21 protein-coding genes are annotated in these 17,614 nt (G+C 71.9%); 1 reads left to right on the forward strand and 20 read right to left on the reverse strand.

Annotated elements, in window-relative coordinates:
• Window positions 1-69: 69 nt before the first annotated feature.
• The 4 genes from tsaE to glmS are packed head-to-tail and all read right to left on the reverse strand — an operon-like array spanning window position 70 to window position 3,982.
• Window positions 70-591: a tRNA (adenosine(37)-N6)-threonylcarbamoyltransferase complex ATPase subunit type 1 TsaE gene (gene tsaE / locus ROT00_RS03045; RefSeq protein ID WP_404772236.1), complete on the reverse strand. Its 522-nt coding sequence runs from the start codon at window positions 589-591 to the stop codon at window positions 70-72.
• Complete coding sequence (gene alr / locus ROT00_RS03050) at window positions 591-1,718, reverse strand: alanine racemase (protein ID WP_404772238.1); 1,128 nt, start codon at window positions 1,716-1,718, stop codon at window positions 591-593. Before alr ends, tsaE begins: the two co-directional genes overlap by 1 nt.
• Window positions 1,715-2,083: a holo-ACP synthase gene (locus ROT00_RS03055; protein WP_404772240.1), complete on the reverse strand. Its 369-nt coding sequence runs from the start codon at window positions 2,081-2,083 to the stop codon at window positions 1,715-1,717. Before ROT00_RS03055 ends, alr begins: the two co-directional genes overlap by 4 nt.
• A 48-nt stretch (window positions 2,084-2,131) precedes the next feature.
• Entirely contained in the window at window positions 2,132-3,982 is a 1,851-nt protein-coding gene (gene glmS, locus ROT00_RS03060) for a glutamine--fructose-6-phosphate transaminase (isomerizing) (protein WP_404772242.1), read from the reverse strand.
• A 79-nt stretch (window positions 3,983-4,061) separates the two neighbouring features.
• Here glmS and coaA point away from each other — a divergent pair, with 79 nt between their 5' ends.
• Entirely contained in the window at window positions 4,062-5,018 is a 957-nt protein-coding gene (gene coaA, locus ROT00_RS03065; protein ID WP_404772243.1) for a type I pantothenate kinase, read from the forward strand.
• A gap of 170 nt (window positions 5,019-5,188) precedes the next feature.
• On the opposite strand, the gene glmM is transcribed toward coaA, so the two are convergent.
• From glmM to ROT00_RS03145, 16 genes are all read right to left on the reverse strand, one after another.
• Window positions 5,189-6,550, reverse strand: a complete 1,362-nt coding sequence (gene glmM / locus ROT00_RS03070; protein ID WP_404772244.1) for a phosphoglucosamine mutase — start codon at window positions 6,548-6,550, stop codon at window positions 5,189-5,191.
• A gap of 21 nt (window positions 6,551-6,571) precedes the next feature.
• Window positions 6,572-7,057 (reverse strand): 30S ribosomal protein S9, encoded by a 486-nt coding sequence (gene rpsI / locus ROT00_RS03075; protein ID WP_189083736.1) that lies wholly within the window; start codon window positions 7,055-7,057, stop codon window positions 6,572-6,574.
• 38 nt (window positions 7,058-7,095) lie between these two features.
• Window positions 7,096-7,542 carry a 50S ribosomal protein L13 gene (rplM, locus tag ROT00_RS03080; RefSeq protein ID WP_189083735.1) on the reverse strand — a complete coding sequence of 149 codons (447 nt, stop codon included), beginning with the start codon at window positions 7,540-7,542 and terminating at the stop codon, window positions 7,096-7,098.
• A gap of 153 nt (window positions 7,543-7,695) precedes the next feature.
• Complete coding sequence (locus ROT00_RS03085) at window positions 7,696-8,655, reverse strand: tRNA pseudouridine synthase A (protein ID WP_404772246.1); 960 nt, start codon at window positions 8,653-8,655, stop codon at window positions 7,696-7,698.
• Between the two features lie 102 nt (window positions 8,656-8,757).
• Window positions 8,758-9,297, reverse strand: coding sequence for a 50S ribosomal protein L17 (gene rplQ, locus ROT00_RS03090; protein ID WP_404772248.1), 540 nt, complete (start codon window positions 9,295-9,297; stop codon window positions 8,758-8,760).
• Window positions 9,298-9,342: 45 nt separating this feature from the next.
• Window positions 9,343-10,329, reverse strand: a complete 987-nt coding sequence (locus ROT00_RS03095) for a DNA-directed RNA polymerase subunit alpha (protein WP_243567480.1) — start codon at window positions 10,327-10,329, stop codon at window positions 9,343-9,345.
• A gap of 130 nt (window positions 10,330-10,459) precedes the next feature.
• Complete coding sequence (rpsK, locus tag ROT00_RS03100; RefSeq protein WP_022889749.1) at window positions 10,460-10,858, reverse strand: 30S ribosomal protein S11; 399 nt, start codon at window positions 10,856-10,858, stop codon at window positions 10,460-10,462.
• A gap of 32 nt (window positions 10,859-10,890) precedes the next feature.
• Complete coding sequence (gene rpsM / locus ROT00_RS03105) at window positions 10,891-11,271, reverse strand: 30S ribosomal protein S13 (protein ID WP_243567479.1); 381 nt, start codon at window positions 11,269-11,271, stop codon at window positions 10,891-10,893.
• 160 nt (window positions 11,272-11,431) lie between these two features.
• On the reverse strand, window positions 11,432-11,548 hold the full coding sequence (rpmJ, locus tag ROT00_RS03110; RefSeq protein ID WP_005050492.1) for a 50S ribosomal protein L36: 117 nt from the start codon (window positions 11,546-11,548) through the stop codon (window positions 11,432-11,434).
• Between the two features lie 71 nt (window positions 11,549-11,619).
• Window positions 11,620-11,841 (reverse strand): translation initiation factor IF-1, encoded by a 222-nt coding sequence (infA, locus tag ROT00_RS03115; RefSeq protein WP_011186713.1) that lies wholly within the window; start codon window positions 11,839-11,841, stop codon window positions 11,620-11,622.
• Window positions 11,842-11,986: 145 nt separating this feature from the next.
• On the reverse strand, window positions 11,987-13,153 hold the full coding sequence (locus ROT00_RS03120) for a mannitol-1-phosphate 5-dehydrogenase (protein WP_404772251.1): 1,167 nt from the start codon (window positions 13,151-13,153) through the stop codon (window positions 11,987-11,989).
• Window positions 13,150-13,587 (reverse strand): PTS mannitol transporter subunit IIA, encoded by a 438-nt coding sequence (locus ROT00_RS03125; RefSeq protein ID WP_404772253.1) that lies wholly within the window; start codon window positions 13,585-13,587, stop codon window positions 13,150-13,152. The genes ROT00_RS03120 and ROT00_RS03125 overlap by 4 nt, the downstream gene beginning before the upstream one ends.
• A gap of 55 nt (window positions 13,588-13,642) precedes the next feature.
• Window positions 13,643-15,196, reverse strand: a complete 1,554-nt coding sequence (locus ROT00_RS03130) for a PTS mannitol transporter subunit IIBC (RefSeq protein WP_404772254.1) — start codon at window positions 15,194-15,196, stop codon at window positions 13,643-13,645.
• A 22-nt stretch (window positions 15,197-15,218) separates the two neighbouring features.
• The gene (gene ptsP / locus ROT00_RS03135; RefSeq protein ID WP_404772256.1) at window positions 15,219-16,901 is read right to left on the reverse strand and encodes a phosphoenolpyruvate--protein phosphotransferase; all 1,683 of its coding nucleotides are present in this window, start codon (window positions 16,899-16,901) and stop codon (window positions 15,219-15,221) included.
• Between the two features lie 36 nt (window positions 16,902-16,937).
• Window positions 16,938-17,204, reverse strand: coding sequence for an HPr family phosphocarrier protein (locus ROT00_RS03140; protein ID WP_404772258.1), 267 nt, complete (start codon window positions 17,202-17,204; stop codon window positions 16,938-16,940).
• An 85-nt stretch (window positions 17,205-17,289) separates the two neighbouring features.
• Complete coding sequence (locus tag ROT00_RS03145; protein WP_404772260.1) at window positions 17,290-17,598, reverse strand: PTS sugar transporter subunit IIB; 309 nt, start codon at window positions 17,596-17,598, stop codon at window positions 17,290-17,292.
• Window positions 17,599-17,614: the final 16 nt, after the last annotated feature.

Below are 17,614 nucleotides of genomic sequence, written 5' to 3' on the forward strand. Positions count from 1 at the left end.
CCCCGCCCCTCGCACAAACTCAGGAGCATCCCGATCGGCATCCGCGGAATCCGGGCCCGGGCGCCCGCGCTACTCGGACGTATCGGCCGGATGTTCCTGAATACGCTCGAGGAGGGGGCCGCGGAGGGTGAGGGTGCGGGGCTCGTCGGCCTCGAGGTCGAGGTCCGCGTCCGCGCGGGGCGCGGCGCCGTCCTCCCCGGCCACGCCGGCGCCCGTGCGGCGCTCGATGACGATCTCGAGCCAGGCCGGGTGGGTCTCGTCGACGAGCCCGGCCGCCCACTCCGCGACGACCACCGAGCCGGCGAAGTCGAGGTCGAGGTCGTCGAGCTCGAGCGCGTCGCTCAACCGATAGGCGTCGACGTGCACGAGCGGCGCGCCGCCGACGAGGCTCGGGTGCGTGCGCGCCAGCACGAAGGTCGGGCTCTGCACGGGGCCCCGGATGCCGAGCCCCTCGCCGATGCCGCGGGTGAGGGTCGTCTTCCCGGCGCCGAGCGGCCCGGTGAGCAGCACGAGGTCGCCCGCGCGCAGCGCGGCGCCGAGACGGCGGCCGAACGCCTCCATCGCCTCGGTGTCGGCGACCTCGAGCCGCATCACGCGCCGCCGAGGTAGCCGCGCGGCACGCGCGGGCCGATCCGGGTGACGATCTCGTAGCCGATGGTGTCGGCGGCGACGCCCCAGTCGTCGGCCGACGGCGCACCCGTCGCGGGGTCGCCGAAGAGCACGACCTCGTCGCCGACCGCCACGGCGTCGTCGCCGACGTCGACGAGGAACTGGTCCATCGCGATCCGCCCGACCACCGGCCGCCGCGCGCCGGCGAGCAGCACCTCGCCGCGGCCGGAGGCCTGCCGCGGGATGCCGTCGGCGTAGCCGAGCGGCACGAGCGCGAGCGTCGTGTCGCGCTCGGCGCGCCAGGTGTGGCCGTAGGAGACGCCGTCGCCCGCGGCGATGCGGCGCACCGCGGCCACCCGGCCCCGGAGGGTCATCACGGGGATGAGGCCGAGCTCGGCCGAGGTGGTGCCGTCGGCGAAAGGCGGGATGCCGTAGCAGGCGATGCCGAGCCGCACGAGGTCGTAGCGCGCATCGGGCCGGGTGAGCGCCGCGGCCGTCGACGCGATGTGGCGGAGCTCGGGCGCGAGTCCGGCGGCGCCGGCCTCGGCGAGGGCGCGCTCGAAGGCGGCCAGCTGCGCGGCGTCCGACTCGGCCGAGGTGTTCGCGAGGTGGCTGAAGACGCCGCGCAGCTGCACGACGCCCTCGCGCTCGAGCGCCGCGGCGAGGCGCACGGCGCTCGGCCAGTCGTCGGGCTGCACGCCGTTCCGGCTGAGCCCGGTGTCGATCTTCAGGTGCACCCGGGCGGGCCGGCCGAGCGCGCGCGCGGCATCGGCCGCCCGCAGCAGCTGCGCCTCGGCGGAGAGGCCGAGGTCGATGTCCGCGGCGATCGCGGGACCGAAGTCGGCACCCGGGTCGTGCAACCAGGCGAGGATCGGCGCGTCGATGCCGGCCGCCCGCAGCTCGTGCGCCTCGCCGAGATCGGCGGTGCCGAGCCAGCCGGCGCCGCCGGCGAGGGCGGCACGGGCGACCGGCACGGCGCCATGGCCGTAGGCGTCGGCCTTCACCACCGCCATGGCGCGCGTCCCGCCCAGGCGGTCGACGAGGGTGCGGACGTTCGCGGTCACCGCGTCGAGGTCGATCACGGCCTCGCGGAAGGGTCGCTCGCTCATGCGCCGGATCCCCCGCTCCGCTCGAGGACGACGAACGCGCTCGCGATGCCGGCGTCGTGGCTCATCGAGAGGTGCAGCACGTCGATGCCGAGCGAGTCGAGGTGCTCGGCGAGTCCGCCGGTGACCTCGAAGCCCGGGTTGCCGTCGGCATCCTGCACGATCCGCATCTCCTGCCAGCGGAGCACCGCGTGCCCGCCGAGCGCCTTGATCAGCGCCTCTTTCGCGGCGAAGCGGGCGGCGAGGGAGCGGGGCGAACGACCCCGTTCGCTCTCGGCGAACAGGCGCTCGACGAGGGCCGGGGTACGACGGATCGAGCGCTCGAAGCGGTCGAGATCGACCACGTCGACCCCGATGCCCGCGATCACGCGCGCACCCCGTCGCTCACACAGCCCCCGTCGTTCATGCGCCCCCGGTCACTCCACCGTCACGGACTTCGCGAGGTTCCGCGGCTGGTCCACGTCGAGGCCCTTGGCCTGCGCGAGTTCCATCGCGAACACCTGCAGCGGCACGACCGCGAGCAGCGGCTCGAAGAGCGGCGCGGCGAGCGGGATGCGGATGACCTCGTCGGCGAACGGCAGCACGGCCGCGTCGCCCGCCTCGGCGATCGCGATGACGCGGGCGCCGCGAGCGCGGATCTCCTGGATGTTCGACACGACCTTCGGGTGCAGGCTGTTCGGGTGGCGCGGGCTCGGCACCACGACGAACACCGGCTGGCCCGGCTCGATGAGCGCGATCGGCCCGTGCTTCAGCTCGCCGGCGGCGAAGCCCTCGGCATGGATGTACGCGAGCTCCTTGAGCTTCAGCGCCCCCTCGAGGGCGATCGGGTAGCCGACGTGGCGGCCGAGGAAGAGCACCGAGCGGGTGTCCGCCATCCAGTGGGCGAGCTGGGCGACCTTCTCGGACTCCTCGAGCACCGCGGCGAGCTTCTCCGGCACCGCCTGGAGCTCGTGCAGTTGCGCCGCGAGCTCGCCCGCGGTCAGCGTGCCGCGCACCCGGGCGAGGTGCAGGCCGAAGAGGTAGAGCGCGGTGATCTGCGCGACGAAGGCCTTCGTCGAGGCAACGGCCACCTCGGGCCCGGCGTGCGTGTAGACGACCGCGTCGGACTCGCGCGGGATCGTCGCGCCCTGGGTGTTGCAGACCGAGACCGTCTTCGCCCCCATCTCGCGGGCGTACTTCACGGCCATCAGCGTGTCCATCGTCTCGCCCGACTGGCTGATCGACACGACGAGGGTGTCCTGCTCGATGACAGGTTCGCGGTAGCGGAACTCGTGGCTGAGCTCGACCTCGACGGGCACCCGCGCCCACTGCTCGATCGCGTACTTCGCGACGAGGCCCGCGTACGACGCGGTGCCGCAGGCGATGATCGTGATGCGACGGACGGCGCGGAGCTCCTCGTCGCCGAGGGCCTCGAGCTCGGGGATGACGACCTGCTCGTCGGCGATGCGGCCGCGCACGGTGTTCGCGACGGCGTCGGGCTGCTCGGCGACCTCCTTGCGCATGAAGGACGACCAGCCGCCCTTCTCGGCGGCCGAGGCATCCCACGCGACCTCGAAGGACTCGACCTCGACGGGGGCGCCCTCGAAGTCGGTGACGCGCACCTCGTCGGCGGTGAGCTCGACGATCTGGTCCTGACCGATGGCGACGGCGCGCTTCGTGTACTCCACGAAGGCCGCGACGTCCGAGCCGAGGAAGTTCTCGCCCTCGCCGAGGCCGAGCACGAGCGGCGAGTTGCGGCGCGCGCCGACGACGAGGCCCGGCTCGTCGCGGTGCACGGCGAGGAGCGTGAAGGCCCCTTCGAGCCGCTGCACGGTGGCGCGGAACGCGGCGCGGAGGTCGCCGGTGCGACGGACCTCGCGACCGAGGAGCACGGCGGCGACCTCGGTGTCGGTCTCGGAGGCGAAGGCGAAGCCCTCGTCGAGGAGCTCCTGCTTCAGCTCGGAGAAGTTCTCGATGATGCCGTTGTGGATGAGCGCGAGGCGCCCCTCGTCGGCGAGGTGCGGGTGCGCGTTGGCGTCGGTCGGGCCGCCGTGGGTCGCCCAGCGGGTGTGCCCGATGCCGGTGCCGCCCTCCTCGAGCGGCTGCTGCTCGAGCGCTTCGGCGAGCACCTTGAGCTTGCCGGCGCGCTTGGCCGTGGCGAGCTCACCCTCGGCGCCGATCACGGCGACTCCGGCCGAGTCGTAGCCACGGTATTCGAGGCGGCGCAGGCCACCCATGAGGACGTCGACGCTCGAACGGGCGCCCACGTATCCGACGATTCCACACATGCGCACGATCCTAGCGGCGAGATCCTGGACGAGCGCCGCACGGGACGAGCACCCCCGCGCCCGTCACTAGACTGTGCGGGTGCCGGATCAGCATCATCCAGCGTCGAACGCTCCGCAACTGTCGCCGTTCATCGAACTCGACCGCGCGGACTGGGCGGCGCTCGCCCCGTCGATGCCCTCCCCGCTCCAGGAGACCGAGCTCGTGCAGCTCCGCGGGCTCGGCGAGCCGCTCGACCCCCGCGAGGTCGCCGAGGTCTACCTGCCCCTCTCCCGGCTGCTGAACCTCTACGTCGGCGGTACGAAGGCCCTGCACAAGGTGACGAGCGAGTTCCTCCGCGAGCAGTTCGCCCCGACCCCGTTCGTCATCGGCGTGGCCGGCTCGGTCGCGGTCGGCAAGTCGACGATCGCGCGTCTGCTCCGCGAGCTCCTCGCCCGCTGGGAGCACACGCCCCGGGTCGAGCTCGTGACCACCGACGGCTTCCTCTTCCCGAACGCGGAGCTCGAACGGCGCGGGTTGATGGCGCGGAAGGGCTTCCCGGAGTCGTACGACCGCCGGGCGCTGCTGCGCTTCGTGAGCGAGGTGAAGGCCGGGGCCGCGGAGGTGCGCGCGCCGTTCTACTCCCACCTCGCCTACGACATCGTCCCCGACGCCCAGATCACCGTGCGCCGGCCCGACGTCCTCATCGTCGAGGGGCTGAACGTGCTCCAGCCGCCCGGGCCCGGGCACCGGCTCGCGGTGAGCGACCTGTTCGACTTCACGATCTACGTCGACGCCCGTACGGGCGACATCGCCCGCTGGTACGAGGAGCGGTTCCTGAAGCTGCAGCGCGGCGCCTTCGCGAACCCGCGATCCTACTTCCACCGCTACGCCTCGCTCTCCGAGGAGGAGGCCAGGCAGCGCGCCCGCGAGATCTGGCACGGGATCAACGAGCCGAACCTGCTGCAGAACGTGCGGCCGACGCGCTCGCGCGCCTCGCTCGTGCTGCGGAAGAGCGCCGACCACACCGTGTCGAGCGTGCTCCTGCGGAAGCTCTGAGCCCGGTTGCGCGGCTGAGCGGCTGAGCGGCCGCGCGGCTGCCCGCCCGCGCGGCTGAGCCCGCCCCGGCATCCGAGCGCCGCCGGAACGGCGAATCGCCCGCCTCCGGGGAGACGGGCGATTCCGGCCCTGCTTTCCGGATGCCTCGCCGGCACCACCCGTTCGCGCGCTCAGCGGGCGAGCTCGACGCTCACGATCTCGGCGAGCGTCGCCGCGTGCCGATCGGCCACGGACTGCTCGGCGGCCTCGACCATGACGCGCACCATCGGCTCGGTGCCGCTCGGGCGGAGCAGGACACGACCGGAGTCGCCCAGCTCGGCCTCGGCCGCGGCCACCGCGGCGGCGACGCCGGCGTTGTCGTGCAGCGCGTGGTGGTCGACGTCGCGGACGTTCACGAGCACCTGCGGGTAGACGCGCATCACGGAGGCGAGCTCCGCGAGCGACTTGCCCGTGCGCGCGACCTCGGCTGCGAGGTGCAGGCCCGTCAGCACGCCGTCGCCGGTCGTCGCGAACTCGCTCATGATGACGTGCCCGGACTGCTCGCCGCCGAGGGCGTAGCCGCCCGCCGTGAGCTCCTCGAGCACGTAACGGTCGCCGACCTTCGTCTCGACGATGCGGATGCCGTGCTCGGCCATCGCCCGCTTCAGGCCCAGGTTCGACATCACCGTGACGACGAGGGTGTCGTCGACGAGCTTGCCGCGCTCCTTCATGGAGACCGCGAGGATCGCCATGATGCGGTCGCCGTCGATGATGTTGCCCTCGGCGTCGACGGCCAGGCAGCGGTCGGCGTCGCCGTCGTGCGCGATGCCGAGGTCGGCGCCGTGCTCGAGGACGGCCGCCTGCAGCGGACCGAGATGCGTCGATCCGACCCCGTCGTTGATGTTGATGCCGTCGGGGTCGGCGCCGATCACGACGACCTCCGCACCGGCGTCGCGGAACGTCTCGGGCGAGACGCCCGCCGCGGCGCCGTGGGCGCAGTCGAGGACGACCTTCAGTCCGTCGAGGCGGTGCGGCAGCGTGCCGAGCAGGTGCACGACGTAGCGGTCCTCCGCGTCGGCGAAGCGGCGGATGCGCCCCACGCCGTCGCCGACCGGCGCGAGCTTCTGCTTGCCGAGGAAGCCCTCGATGCGGTCCTCCACCACGTCGGGGAGCTTCGTGCCGCCGAACGAGAAGAACTTGATGCCGTTGTCGGGGGCGGGGTTGTGCGACGCCGAGATCATCACGCCGAAGTCGGCGTCGATCGAGTCGATGAGGAACGCGGTCGCGGGAGTGGGGATCACCCCGGCGTCGAGGACGTCGACCCCGCTCGAAGCGAGGCCGGCCGCGACGGCGGCGGTGAGGAACTCGCCCGAGACGCGGGGGTCGCGCGCGACGACGGCGACGGGACGTCGCCCGGCCGCGCGGTTCTCCTCCGCGTGGCGTCCCTGGGTGAGGACGGCAGCAGCCGCCTGAGCGAGGCCCAGGGCCAGGTCAGCCGTGAGTTCACGGTTGGCCAGGCCCCGGACCCCGTCGGTTCCGAATAGCCGAGGCATGCGGAAAGTCCGGCGAAGCGATTAACGCTTCGAGAACTGCGGAGCCTTGCGCGCCTTCTTGAGACCGGCCTTCTTGCGCTCGATGACGCGGGCGTCGCGCGTGAGGAAGCCGGCCTTCTTCAGGGTCGGACGGTTGTTCTCGCGGTCGATCTCGTTCAGCGCACGGGCGATCGCGAGGCGCAGCGCGCCGGCCTGGCCCGAGGGGCCGCCGCCGGTGATGCGGGCGATCACGTCGTACGAGCCGTTGAGCTCGAGCACGGTGAAGGGGTCGGTGATGAGCTGCTGGTGGAGCTTGTTCGGGAAGTAGTCCGCGAACTCGCGGCCGTTCACCTTGATGCCGCCGGCACCCGGGACGACGCGCACGCGCGCGATGGCCTGCTTGCGGCGGCCGACGGCCGCGCCCGAGACGTTCAGCACGGGGCGGGCGGCGGCGGGGGCCTCAGCCGCGGCGCTCTCGGTCGTGTAGCTCTCGGGAGCCTGGTCGATCTGGTCTGCGATCTTCGCCATGGTGGTAATGAGTCCTTTTCGAGAAGTCGAGGGGGCGCTTACTGCGCGACCTGGGTGAGGGTGTACGGCTTCGGCTGCTGAGCCGCGTGCGGGTGCTCCGGGCCGGCGTAGACCTTCAGCTTCTTGAGCTGGGCCCGACCGAGCGAGTTCTTCGGGAGCATGCCGCGGATCGCCTTCTCGACGGCGCGGACGGGGTTCTTCTCGAGGAGTTCGGCGTACCCGACGGCCTTGAGGCCGCCCGGGTAGCCCGAGTGGCGGTAGGCCTTCTTCTGCTCGAGCTTCTGGCCGGTGAGGGCCACCTTCTCGGCGTTGATGATGATGACGAAGTCGCCGGTGTCGACGTGGTTGGCGAAGATCGCCTTGTGCTTGCCGCGGAGCAGGGCGGCGGAGTGGCTGGCGAGGCGGCCGAGCACGATGTCGGCGGCGTCGATGACGAGCCAGTCGCGCTGGATCTCGCTCTGCTTCGGGGTGTACGTACGCGTCACGGGAGTGCTGCTTTCTGTATCGAGTGAGAGGTTCGTGAATCCCGCTCCGGTGGGGTGTTCGTGCGCGATGCGCGTGAACGCCCCGGTGGAGGGCTCAACTTCGGATACCGGGGGTCGACCTGAAGGTCGGCGCCGTGGCACCAAAGGGAGAGTTTAGCCGACGACCCCGTCGACCCGCAATTCGCGGCGGGCTCGGGTCTGCTCGGCGCGCGCCGCGAGCTCCTCGTCGGGCGGGTAGCCGACCTCGGTGAGCACGAGCCCCTTCGCCGGCATCACCTTGAACGCGCTCGTGCGCTCGGCCGCGGCGAGCAGGGCGGCGGGATCCGCCGGGTCGAGCCGCCCCTCCCCCACGGCGACGCTCGAGCCGACGAGCGCGCGCACCATCGAGTGGCAGAAGGCATCGGCCTGCAGGCGGGCGACGAGCACGCCGCCCTCGCCGCGCTCCCAGCCGAACGCCTGCAGTGTTCGGATCGTCGTCGCCTCCGGCCGCGGCTTGCAGAAGGCGGCGAAGTCGTGGAGCCCGACGAGCGAGCGCGCCGCGGCATCCATCGCTCCGACGTCGAGGGTGCGCGGCAGCCAGACCGTGCGGTTCCGCGCCAGCGGATCCTTCAGCGCACCGCCGTCGGCGATGCGGTACTCGTAGCGGCGCCAGACCGCGGAGAAGCGGGCGTCGAAGCCCTGCGGCGCGAGCACCGCCGAGGTGACGACGACGTCGGCCTCCGCGGCGCCCAGGATGCCCGTGAGCCGCCGCAGGAGCACGGAAGCGGGGTCGGCGGCCTCCCCCGGAGCGGCGTCGCCGCGGCGCGGCTTCGTGACCGCAGCGAGGGCCTGCGGGGGCACGTCGAGGTGCGCGACCTGACCGAGCGCGTGCACGCCCGCGTCGGTGCGGCCGGCCACCGTGAGGCGCGGCGCGACGCCCGCCCGCCGGAACAGGGTGCCGAGCGCCTGCTCGATCGTGCCCTGCACGGTGCGCAGGCCCGGCTGCGCGCTCCACCCGGCGAAGCCGCCGCCGTCGTAGGCGATGCCGAGGCGGAGGCGCACGGGCGCGTCGCCCGGTGCCGGTGCGGCGACGTCGACGGGCGCGCCGTCGTCGCTCGTCGGGGTGCTCGCCATGTCCACCAGCTTAGGGCGGCGGCATCCCGTCGGTCCGCCCCCGGAAACGCCGACGGGCCCCGATGCATCGCGCATCGGGGCCCGTCGGACGGGGTGCTGAGGTTACTTGGCCTCGGCCTCGGCGGGCTCGCCCGCCTCCGCCTGCTCCTCGGCCGGAGCCTCGGTCTCGGCGGTCTCCTCGGCGGGGGCCTCGGTCTCGGCGGCGGCCTCCTCGGCCGGCTCCTCGACCGGGGCGGCCGGGGCGGCCTCGGCGGCGGGCTTCGCGGCGCGCTGCTTCTTCACGACCGGCTCGAGCACGAGCTCGATGACGGCCATGGGGGCGTTGTCGCCCTTGCGGTTGCCGATCTTCGTGATGCGGGTGTAGCCGCCCTCACGGTCGGCGACCTGCGGCGCGATGACCGCGAACAGCTCGTGCACGACCGACTTGTCGCCGATCACGGCGAGCACGCGACGGCGGGCGTGCAGGTCGCCGCGCTTCGCGAACGTGACGAGGCGCTCGGCGAGCGGACGCAGGCGCTTGGCCTTGGTCTCGGTCGTCGTGATCGACTTGTGCGTGAACAGCGCGGCAGCGAGGTTCGCGAGCAGCAGACGCTCGTGCGCGGGGCCGCCTCCGAGGCGGGGGCCCTTGGTGGGCTTCGGCATGATTCGTTGTCTCCAGTACTTGGGGGGTTAGAGCGGCGCTACCGCTTAGTTCTCGTCGTCGAAGCCCGTGTAGAAGTGGGCGCCGTCGAAGCCGGGAACCGAGTCCTTGAGCGCGAGGCCCATCTCCGTCAGCTTGTCCTTGACCTCGTCCACCGACTTCTGGCCGAAGTTGCGGATGTTCATGAGCTGCGACTCCGACAGGGCGACGAGCTCGGACACCGTGTTGATGCCCTCGCGCTTCAGGCAGTTGTAGCTGCGCACCGAGAGGTCGAGGTCCTCGATCGGGATCGAGAGCTCGCTCGAGAGCACGGCGTCGACCGGCGCGGGGCCGATCTCGATGCCCTCGGCCGCGGTGTTCAGCTCGCGGGCGAGGCCGAACAGCTCGACGAGGGTGCGACCGGCGGAGGCGATGGCGTCGCGCGGCGAGATCGCCGGCTTCGACTCGACGTCGACCACGAGGCGGTCGAAGTCGGTGCGCTCGCCGGCACGGGTGGCCTCGACGCGGTAGGTGACCTTCAGCACCGGCGAGTAGATCGAGTCGATCGGGATCTGGCCCGCCTCGCTGTACTCGTTGCGGTTCTGCTGGGCCGAGACGTAGCCGCGGCCGCGCTCGATGGTGAGCTCGAGCTCGAACTTCGCCGCGTCGTTCAGGGTCGCGATGACGAGCTCGGGGTTGTGCACCTCGACACCGGCCGGGGCCGAGATGTCGGCGGCGGTGACCTCACCGGCGCCCTGCTTGCGCAGGTAGGCGGTGATGGGCTCGTCGTGCTCGCTGGAGACGACCAGGTTCTTGATGTTGAGGATGATCTCGGTGACATCCTCCTTGACGCCGGGCACGGTCGAGAACTCGTGCAGCACGCCGTCGATGCGGATGCTCGTGACGGCCGCCCCGGGGATCGAGGAGAGGAGCGTACGACGGAGCGAGTTGCCCAGGGTGTAACCGAAGCCCGGCTCGAGGGGCTCGATCACGAACCGCGAACGGAACTCCGAGATGTTCTCTTCGGTGAGCGTCGGGCGCTGTGCGATCAGCACTGTGGATTCCTTTCGGCAGGGTGTCCGCTATATGACACCGAGCAGTTCTTGAAGGATCTTGAGTTGTGAGAGAACGGCCCGCACCCCGGGCGACGCCGCGAGGGCGTCGCCCGGGGGCGGGGACGGAGCGTCAGACGCGGCGGCGCTTCGGCGGGCGGCAGCCGTTGTGCGCCTGGGGCGTCACGTCGTTGATGCTGCCGACCTCGAGGCCGGCGGCCTGGAGCGAGCGGATGGCGGTCTCGCGACCCGAGCCCGGGCCCTTGACGAAGACGTCGACCTTCTTCATGCCGTGCTCCTGCGCCTGGCGGGCGGCCGACTCGGCGGCGAGCTGCGCGGCGAACGGGGTCGACTTGCGCGAGCCCTTGAAGCCGACGCCACCGGAGGAGGCCCAGCTGATCACGGCACCGTTGGTGTCGGTGATCGAGACGATCGTGTTGTTGAACGTCGACTTGATGTGGGCCTGGCCCACGGCGATGTTCTTCTTTTCCTTCTTGCGCGGCTTGCGAGTAGCCGCCTTGGGTGCTGCCATGTTCGAAATCTCCTAGATCTGGCGACAAGCGGTTACTTGCGGCCGGCCTTCTTCTTGCCGGCCACGGTGCGCTTCGGGCCCTTGCGGGTACGAGCGTTGGTCTTGGTGCGCTGGCCGCGGACGGGGAGACCGCGACGGTGGCGGAGGCCCTCGTACGAGCCGATCTCGACCTTGCGGCGGATGTCGGCGGCGACCTCGCGGCGGAGGTCTCCCTCAACCTTGTAGTTGCCCTCGATGTAGTCGCGCAGTGCGACGAGCTGGTCGTCGCTGAGGTCCTTGACGCGGATGTTGCCGTCGATGCCGGTGTCCGCGAGCGTCTGCAGCGCACGGGTGCGGCCGACGCCGTAGATGTAGGTCAGTGCGATCTCCACGCGCTTCTCGCGCGGGATGTCGACTCCTGCCAGACGTGCCATGGTGGCTTCTCCTGTGAGTGAGTGGAGGTGTGAAGCAGTGCCGGTGCCCGGGCCTCCTCCCGAGGTGTCCCCCGCTCCCGAGTCATCGGGCGGCGAGTTCTGGCACTGCCGTGTTCGTGTTCAGTTGTCACGGCCGACGACGCGCGTCGGCCGCCGCAGGTCAGCCCTGGCGCTGCTTGTGGCGCGGGTTCGACTTGCAGATGACCATGACGCGGCCGTGACGGCGGATCACCTTGCAGTGGTCGCAGATCGGCTTGACGCTGGGGTTCACCTTCATGAGGGATGTTTCCTTCGATTCGCTGTCCTCGTACCCGCGGGATGCCGCGGGCCGTTACTTTCCGACAGCCTTTACTTGTAGCGGTAGACGATGCGCCCGCGGGTCAGGTCGTAGGGGCTGAGCTCCACGATCACGCGGTCCTCCGGGAGGATGCGGATGTAGTGCTGCCGCATCTTGCCGGAGATGTGGGCCAGGACCTTGTGGCCGTTGGTCAGCTCGACGCGGAACATTGCGTTCGGAAGCGCCTCGATGACCGAGCCCTCGATCTCGATGACACCGTCTTTCTTCGCCATAGCCTCACTATCGCTTGGGGGTAAAGGTGGTCGGTCGTGCGATGGTTCCGCACTGATCCGCCCTGTCGGCGCATGCCGAAGCGCAGGTGCAGAACACCAAGGGTCTACTTTAGATCATTCCGAGCGGAATCGCCAACCGGCACCGTCAGCCGCGAGCGCGACCCGCCGCTGCGGCCTCCACGCGCTCGACGAGCGGGTCGTGGAGCGGATGCCCCGGCTCGATGCCGGTCACGCGGACGACGAAGGACACCGGGTCGAGGTCGTCGAGCAGCGCGCCGAGCTCCACGCTCTCGGCATCCTCCGGCACGTCGAAGCGCAACGCCGCCGCGATGGCGGCGAGCAGCCCCTCGACCGGGGCGCCGCGCTCGGCGAGGCGCGCCGCCGGGGCGATGAAGCGCTCGTGCCGCGAGAGCTTCCGCAGCGGCTGCCGGCCCACCCGCTCGACCGTGTCGGGCAGCTCGGGGTTCGCGAAGCGCTCCAGGATCCGCTCCCGGTAGGCGTCCTGCTCGGCGCGGCTGAAGCCGTGCTCGGCGACGATCAGGGCCGAGGTCTCGCCGAGCGCGCCCTCCACCACCGCGCGCACCGCCGGGTCGGCGAGCGCCGCGCTCAACCGGTGATGTCCGGCGAGCGCACCGGCGTAGGCGGTCGTCGCGTGCCCGGTGTTGACGGTGAAGAGCTTCCGCTCGATGTACGGGGCGAGCTCGTCGACGAAGTGCGCTCCCGGGATCCGCGGCTCGTCGCCCGCGAACGGCCCGCGCTCGATCGCCCACTCGAAGAAGGCCTCCACGGTGACGTCGAGGCTCGAGGCATCCGGCTGCCCCGGCACGATCCGGTCGACGGCGGTGTTCGCGAAGACGGCCCGCGGGGCCAGTTCCGCCCACTCCCCGGGCTCGGCGAGCGCGACGACCTCGTCGCGCAGGAGATCGGTGGCATTGATCGCGTTCTCGCACGCCATCACGCCGAGCGGCGGGAGTCCCGCCGGACGCGCGCGCAGCGCGGCGAGCACGTGGGGGGCGATGAAGCGCAGGACGCGCGGTCCGACCGCCGTCGTCACGAGCGCGGCGCCGGCGAGCTCCGCGACGAGGGCCGACGGGTCCGCCGCGCCGCTGTCGATCGCGCGGAAGCGCGTGACCGCGTGATCGCGCGCCCCCGCGCCCACCTCGTGCACGGTGTAGCGCTCGGCGGCGTCGAGCCGGGCGATGAGGTCGCGGTCCACGTCGGCGAAGACGACCTCGTATCCGGCCTCGTGCAGCAGCAGCCCGACGAAGCCCCGGCCGATGTTGCCGGCCCCGAAGTGGACCGCGGTGCTCACTCGTTGACCTCCGACAGCAGTCGGCCGAGCTCGTCGCTCGAGTCCGCGTCGAGGAGCTTCCGCACCTCGTCCTCGTCGGAGAAGATCACCGCGATGCGCGAGAGGATCTCGAGGTGCTCGTCGCCGATGCCCGCGATGCCGACGACGAAGCGGGCCTCCTCGCCGCCCCAGTCGATCGGCTCCTCGTAGCGCACGAAGGACAGCGCCGAACGGCGGATGCGGTCCTTCGCCTCGTTCGTCCCGTGCGGGATGGCGAGGCCGTTGCCCATGAACGTCGACACCGAGCGCTCCCGGTCGAGCATCGCGCCGACGTACTCGGGTTCGACGGCGCCCGCCTCGACGAGGATGCGCCCGGCCTCCCGGATCGCGTCCTCCCGCGATGCGGCGGCGGCCACGATGCGGATGTCACCGGGGGCGAGGATCTGGTCGGTCATCTCGGCTTCCTTTCTGCGGTGGCCCGGGCGGCCGCGCTGGCCGCCCGGGCCGGGGTCACTGCTCGTCGCGGATGATCCGCACGACCTCGTCGTACTTCGGCGAGTTCATGAAGTTGTCGACGGAGACGTGCACGGCGCTCGGCGTCTGCTGCCTGGCCCGGTCGGTGAGCTGATTCTGCGTGATGACGAGGTCGGCGCTCGCGTCGAGGTTGGCGATCGCCTGGTTGGTGACCGTCACCCCCTCCACGCCCGCCTTCTTGAGCTTCGCCCGCAGGACGCTCGCCCCCATGGCGGAGGAGCCCATCCCGGCGTCGCACGCGAAGACGACCTTCTCAATGTGCGCGCCCTCGAGGGTCGCGGTGGCGACCATGCCCGCGTTCTCGACGTCGTCCATGCCCTCGGCGCGGAGGCCCTCGAGGTACTCGGACTGCTTGCCCTTCGCCGCCTCGGTGCGCGAGATCGCCGAACCGAAGGCGTCACCACCCGCGGCGGCGGCCGCGAGGTCGCGCTTCCTCGAGGCGCGGAGGATGACTCCGGCGATGACGAAGGTCACCGCAGCGGAGAGCACGACCGAGAGGATGACGGCGACGTAGGCCCCCGGCGCGGTCTGCGCGATCACCGCGATGATGCTGCCCGGTGCGGCCGGCGCTCTGAGCGCGCCGCCGAGGAGCATGTTCGTGGTGACGCCCGTCATGCCACCCGCGATGAGCGCGAGGATCAGCACGGGCTTCATCAGCGCGTACGGGAAGTAGACCTCGTGGATGCCGCCGAAGAACTGGATGACGGCGGCGCCCGGAGCCGAGGCGCGCGCCGCGCCGATGCCGAAGAGGGTGAACGCGAGCAGGAGCCCGACGCCCGGACCGGGGTTCGCCTCGAGCAGGAACAGGATGGACTGCCCGGAGTCGGCCGCCTCCTGCGTGCCGAGCGGCGTGAGCACGCCGTGGTTGATGGCGTTGTTCAGGAAGAACACCTTGGCCGGCTCGATGATGATGCTCGTGAGCGGCAGCAGGTTCGTCGAGATGAGCCAGTTCACCGCGTTGCCGAGCACCGTCATGATGCCGTTCACGAGCCAGGCGACCGGGTAGAAGCCGACCACGGCCATCACGAAGCCCCAGATGCCCGCGGAGAACAGGTTCACGAGCATCTCGAAGCCGGCGCGGATGCGCCCCTCCCAGAGCTTGTCGAGCCACTTCATCGTGTACGCCGCGAGCGGGGCCATGATCATCGCGCCGATGAACATGTGCACCTGGCCGAGCGGGGCCTCGCCCTCCGGCAGGGTCGCGTTGAACTGGGCGACGAGCAGGTCGGAGCCCGCGATGGCGCCCATCACGGCGATCGCCGCCACCACGCCGCCGCGCACCTGGTAGACCATGTGGCCGCCGGTGTAGGCGATCAGGATCGGCAGCAGGTAGTGGATGATCGGGCCGACGAGCGTCGCCAGATCGGCGTTCGGCGTCCAGCCCACGGGGATGAAGAACGCGGTGATGATGCCCCAGGCGATGAGCGCCGGGATGTTCGGCATGATCATGCCGCTCAGGAAGGTGCCGAACTTCTGGACGGCGACGCGGACTCCCCCGGGCCGCTTCGTCGTGTCGGACGTCGTTGTCATGGCGACTGCCTCTCGGGATGGCTCACGGCGCGCCCTCGCGCGCCGCGGTGGCGGATGCGGCGGCCGTGACGGCCGCCTGCTTGGCGTCGGCCGCTCCCTCAGCGGCCAATGCTGCCCGGGCGATCGCGCGTGCGTCGTCCAGGCCGTACCGCGCGAGGGAGGCGCGGACGTCTGCGAGTGCCGATGGCGACATCGACAGGCTGGTAGCGCCGAGGCCGACGAGGACCACGGCGAGCAGCGGATCGGCTGCGGCCTCGCCGCAGATGCCGACCGGGGTGCCGGTGCGCGCTCCGGCCGCGCCGACCTCTTCGATGAGGCGGAGCACGGCGGGGTGCCACGGGCTCTGGAGCTGGGCGACCGTGCCGAGCAGGCGATCGGCCGCCATCGTGTACTGGGTGAGGTCGTTCGTGCCAATCGAGGCGAACGCGCAGGCACCGAGCACCCGGTCGGCGAGGAGGGCCGCGGCGGGCACCTCGACCATGACCCCGGCGGTGCGGATTCCGAGCTCGGTGGCGAGCGCGGTGAAGTAGCGTGTCTCCTCGACCGTCGCGATCATCGGCGCCATGACCCAGAGCTCGGCCTCGGTCGCGGCGTCGGCCGCGGCGAGCGCGGTGAGCTGCTCGCGGAGGATGGTCTCGGAGTGCCGGAGCGCCCGGATGCCGCGGAGCCCGAGCGCCGGGTTCTCCTCCTCGGCGTCGTTCAGGAAGGCGAGCGGCTTGTCGGCTCCGGCGTCGAGCACCCGGACGACGACCTTCTTCCCGGCGAACTCGGTGAGGAGCTTCGTGTACTGCTCCTGCTGCTCGGTGATGCTCGGCGCCCGCTCGGCGTCGAGGAAGAGGAACTCGGTGCGGAAGAGCCCGACGCCCTCGGCGCCGAGTCGGAGCGCCTCCGCGGCGCCCGCGACGGAGCCGAGGTTCGCGAGCAGCGGCACCGCGGTCCCGTCGGCGAGGGCGCCCGGCGTCACCGGGGCCTCGGCGGCGAGCTTGCGGGCGGCGATGCGCTCGCGCGCCTCGGCGAGGCGCGCCTCGTCGGGTGCGACGACGACGACGTCGTGCTCGGCGTCGACGAGGACCTGGTCGCCGTCGGCGAGCGAGGCGGCGTCCGCGGCGCCGACGACCGCGACGATGGACTGCTCGCGGGCCAGGATCGCCGTGTGCGAGGTGGGGCCGCCGTCGATCGTGACGAGGGCGAGCACCTGCTCGAGGTCGAGCACCGCCGTGTCGGCGGGGGCGAGGTCGCGGGCGACGAGCACGAAGGGATGCCCCGGGTCGGGCACGCCGGGGGCGGGCACCTTGAGCAGGTGCGCGACGACCCGCTGCGACACGTCGTCGAGATCGGCGGCGCGCTCCCCGAGATAGCCGCCCATGCCGGCGAGGAGCTCGCGGAACGACGCGAAGGCCTCGTAGACGGCGCGCTCGGCGGTCTTCCCCTCGGCGAGCCGGGCGACCACGTCGGTGATGAGCGTCGGGTCCTCGGCCATCATGGCCTGTGCCTCGAGCACGTCCTTCGCGGCCCCGCCGGCGCGCGCCCCCCGGCGCTGCAGCTCGTCGGCGACGACGGCGAGCGACGCCTTGGCGCGCTCCTCTTCGCGGGCGGCGTCGAGGTGGCTCGGCCGGTCGACGGGTTCCGGCAGGGGTTCCGCCATGCGGATGACCGGCCCTGCGGCCACCCCCTGGCCGATGCCGATGCCCTGGATCTCGTTCACGCGGTCCTCCCTCGTCGGTCGATGGGAGCCGGACGCCTACTCGTCGTGGTCGGTGCCGAGCAGCGCCACCAGCTCGTCGAGCACGCGCGCCTCATCGCCGCCGTCGACGACGAGGGTGACCTCGTCGCCGTGCTCGATGCCCTGCGCGATGACCGAGAGGATGCTGGCCGCGTTGACCGCGGCTCCGCCGTCCTTCGCGATCGTGACGCTCGATCCCGAGGCCGTGACGGCCTGGGTGAAGAGCTTCGCCGGCCGGGCGTGCAGGCCGTGCGTCGATCCGATCCGAACTGTGCGTTCCACCATGTCCCCGGTTCCCGTCGCTGGTGTCCGTCTCCTCGTTCACCATAGCCCGCGGCCGCTCCGGGAGGAACGGCCGCATCCTGGCCGGTCATGACCCCGCCCCAGCGAGCGAACGGGCGAGGTCGAGGGTGGTCGCGCCGTCGTCGGTCGCGGCGGTCTCCGGCAGCACGGCGAGCGGGACGCCCGCTTCGGCGGCGAGCGCGCGGACGGCGTCGAGTGCGGGCTCGAGGTGCGCTCCGACGAGCAGCACGTCGGCGTCCGCGAGCTCCGCGCGGAGCACGGACTCGCTCACGGCGCGGGCCTCGAGCGCGATCCCGCGCTCCGCGGCGGCGCGACGCAGCCGATGCACGACGAACGTGCTGGACGCTCCGGCGCCGCAGACGACGATGACGCGCATGCCGGCCTCCTCGCCC

Source organism: Agromyces mediolanus, from assembly GCF_044917495.1.
Taxonomy (GTDB): domain Bacteria; phylum Actinomycetota; class Actinomycetes; order Actinomycetales; family Microbacteriaceae; genus Agromyces; species Agromyces mediolanus_B.

Bases quoted from the DNA above. Each gene is read 5' to 3' on its own strand.
- rplQ (WP_404772248.1), bottom strand. From the start codon at position 9,297: ATGCCGAAGCCCACCAAGGGCCCCCGCCTCGGAGGCGGCCCCGCGCAC.
- rpsK (WP_022889749.1), bottom strand. From the start codon at position 10,858: ATGGCAGCACCCAAGGCGGCTACTCGCAAGCCGCGCAAGAAGGAAAAG.
- rpmJ (WP_005050492.1), bottom strand. From the start codon at position 11,548: ATGAAGGTGAACCCCAGCGTCAAGCCGATCTGCGACCACTGCAAGGTG.
- ROT00_RS03130 (WP_404772254.1), bottom strand. From the start codon at position 15,196: ATGACAACGACGTCCGACACGACGAAGCGGCCCGGGGGAGTCCGCGTC.
- glmS (WP_404772242.1), bottom strand. From the start codon at position 3,982: ATGTGTGGAATCGTCGGATACGTGGGCGCCCGTTCGAGCGTCGACGTC.
- glmM (WP_404772244.1), bottom strand. From the start codon at position 6,550: ATGCCTCGGCTATTCGGAACCGACGGGGTCCGGGGCCTGGCCAACCGT.
- ROT00_RS03145 (WP_404772260.1), bottom strand. From the start codon at position 17,598: ATGCGCGTCATCGTCGTCTGCGGCGCCGGAGCGTCCAGCACGTTCGTC.
- rpsI (WP_189083736.1), bottom strand. From the start codon at position 7,057: ATGGCGAAGATCGCAGACCAGATCGACCAGGCTCCCGAGAGCTACACG.
- tsaE (WP_404772236.1), bottom strand. From the start codon at position 591: ATGCGGCTCGAGGTCGCCGACACCGAGGCGATGGAGGCGTTCGGCCGC.
- alr (WP_404772238.1), bottom strand. From the start codon at position 1,718: ATGAGCGAGCGACCCTTCCGCGAGGCCGTGATCGACCTCGACGCGGTG.
- rpsM (WP_243567479.1), bottom strand. From the start codon at position 11,271: ATGGCACGTCTGGCAGGAGTCGACATCCCGCGCGAGAAGCGCGTGGAG.
- infA (WP_011186713.1), bottom strand. From the start codon at position 11,841: ATGGCGAAGAAAGACGGTGTCATCGAGATCGAGGGCTCGGTCATCGAG.
- ROT00_RS03140 (WP_404772258.1), bottom strand. From the start codon at position 17,204: ATGGTGGAACGCACAGTTCGGATCGGATCGACGCACGGCCTGCACGCC.
- ROT00_RS03085 (WP_404772246.1), bottom strand. From the start codon at position 8,655: ATGGCGAGCACCCCGACGAGCGACGACGGCGCGCCCGTCGACGTCGCC.
- ROT00_RS03125 (WP_404772253.1), bottom strand. From the start codon at position 13,587: ATGACCGACCAGATCCTCGCCCCCGGTGACATCCGCATCGTGGCCGCC.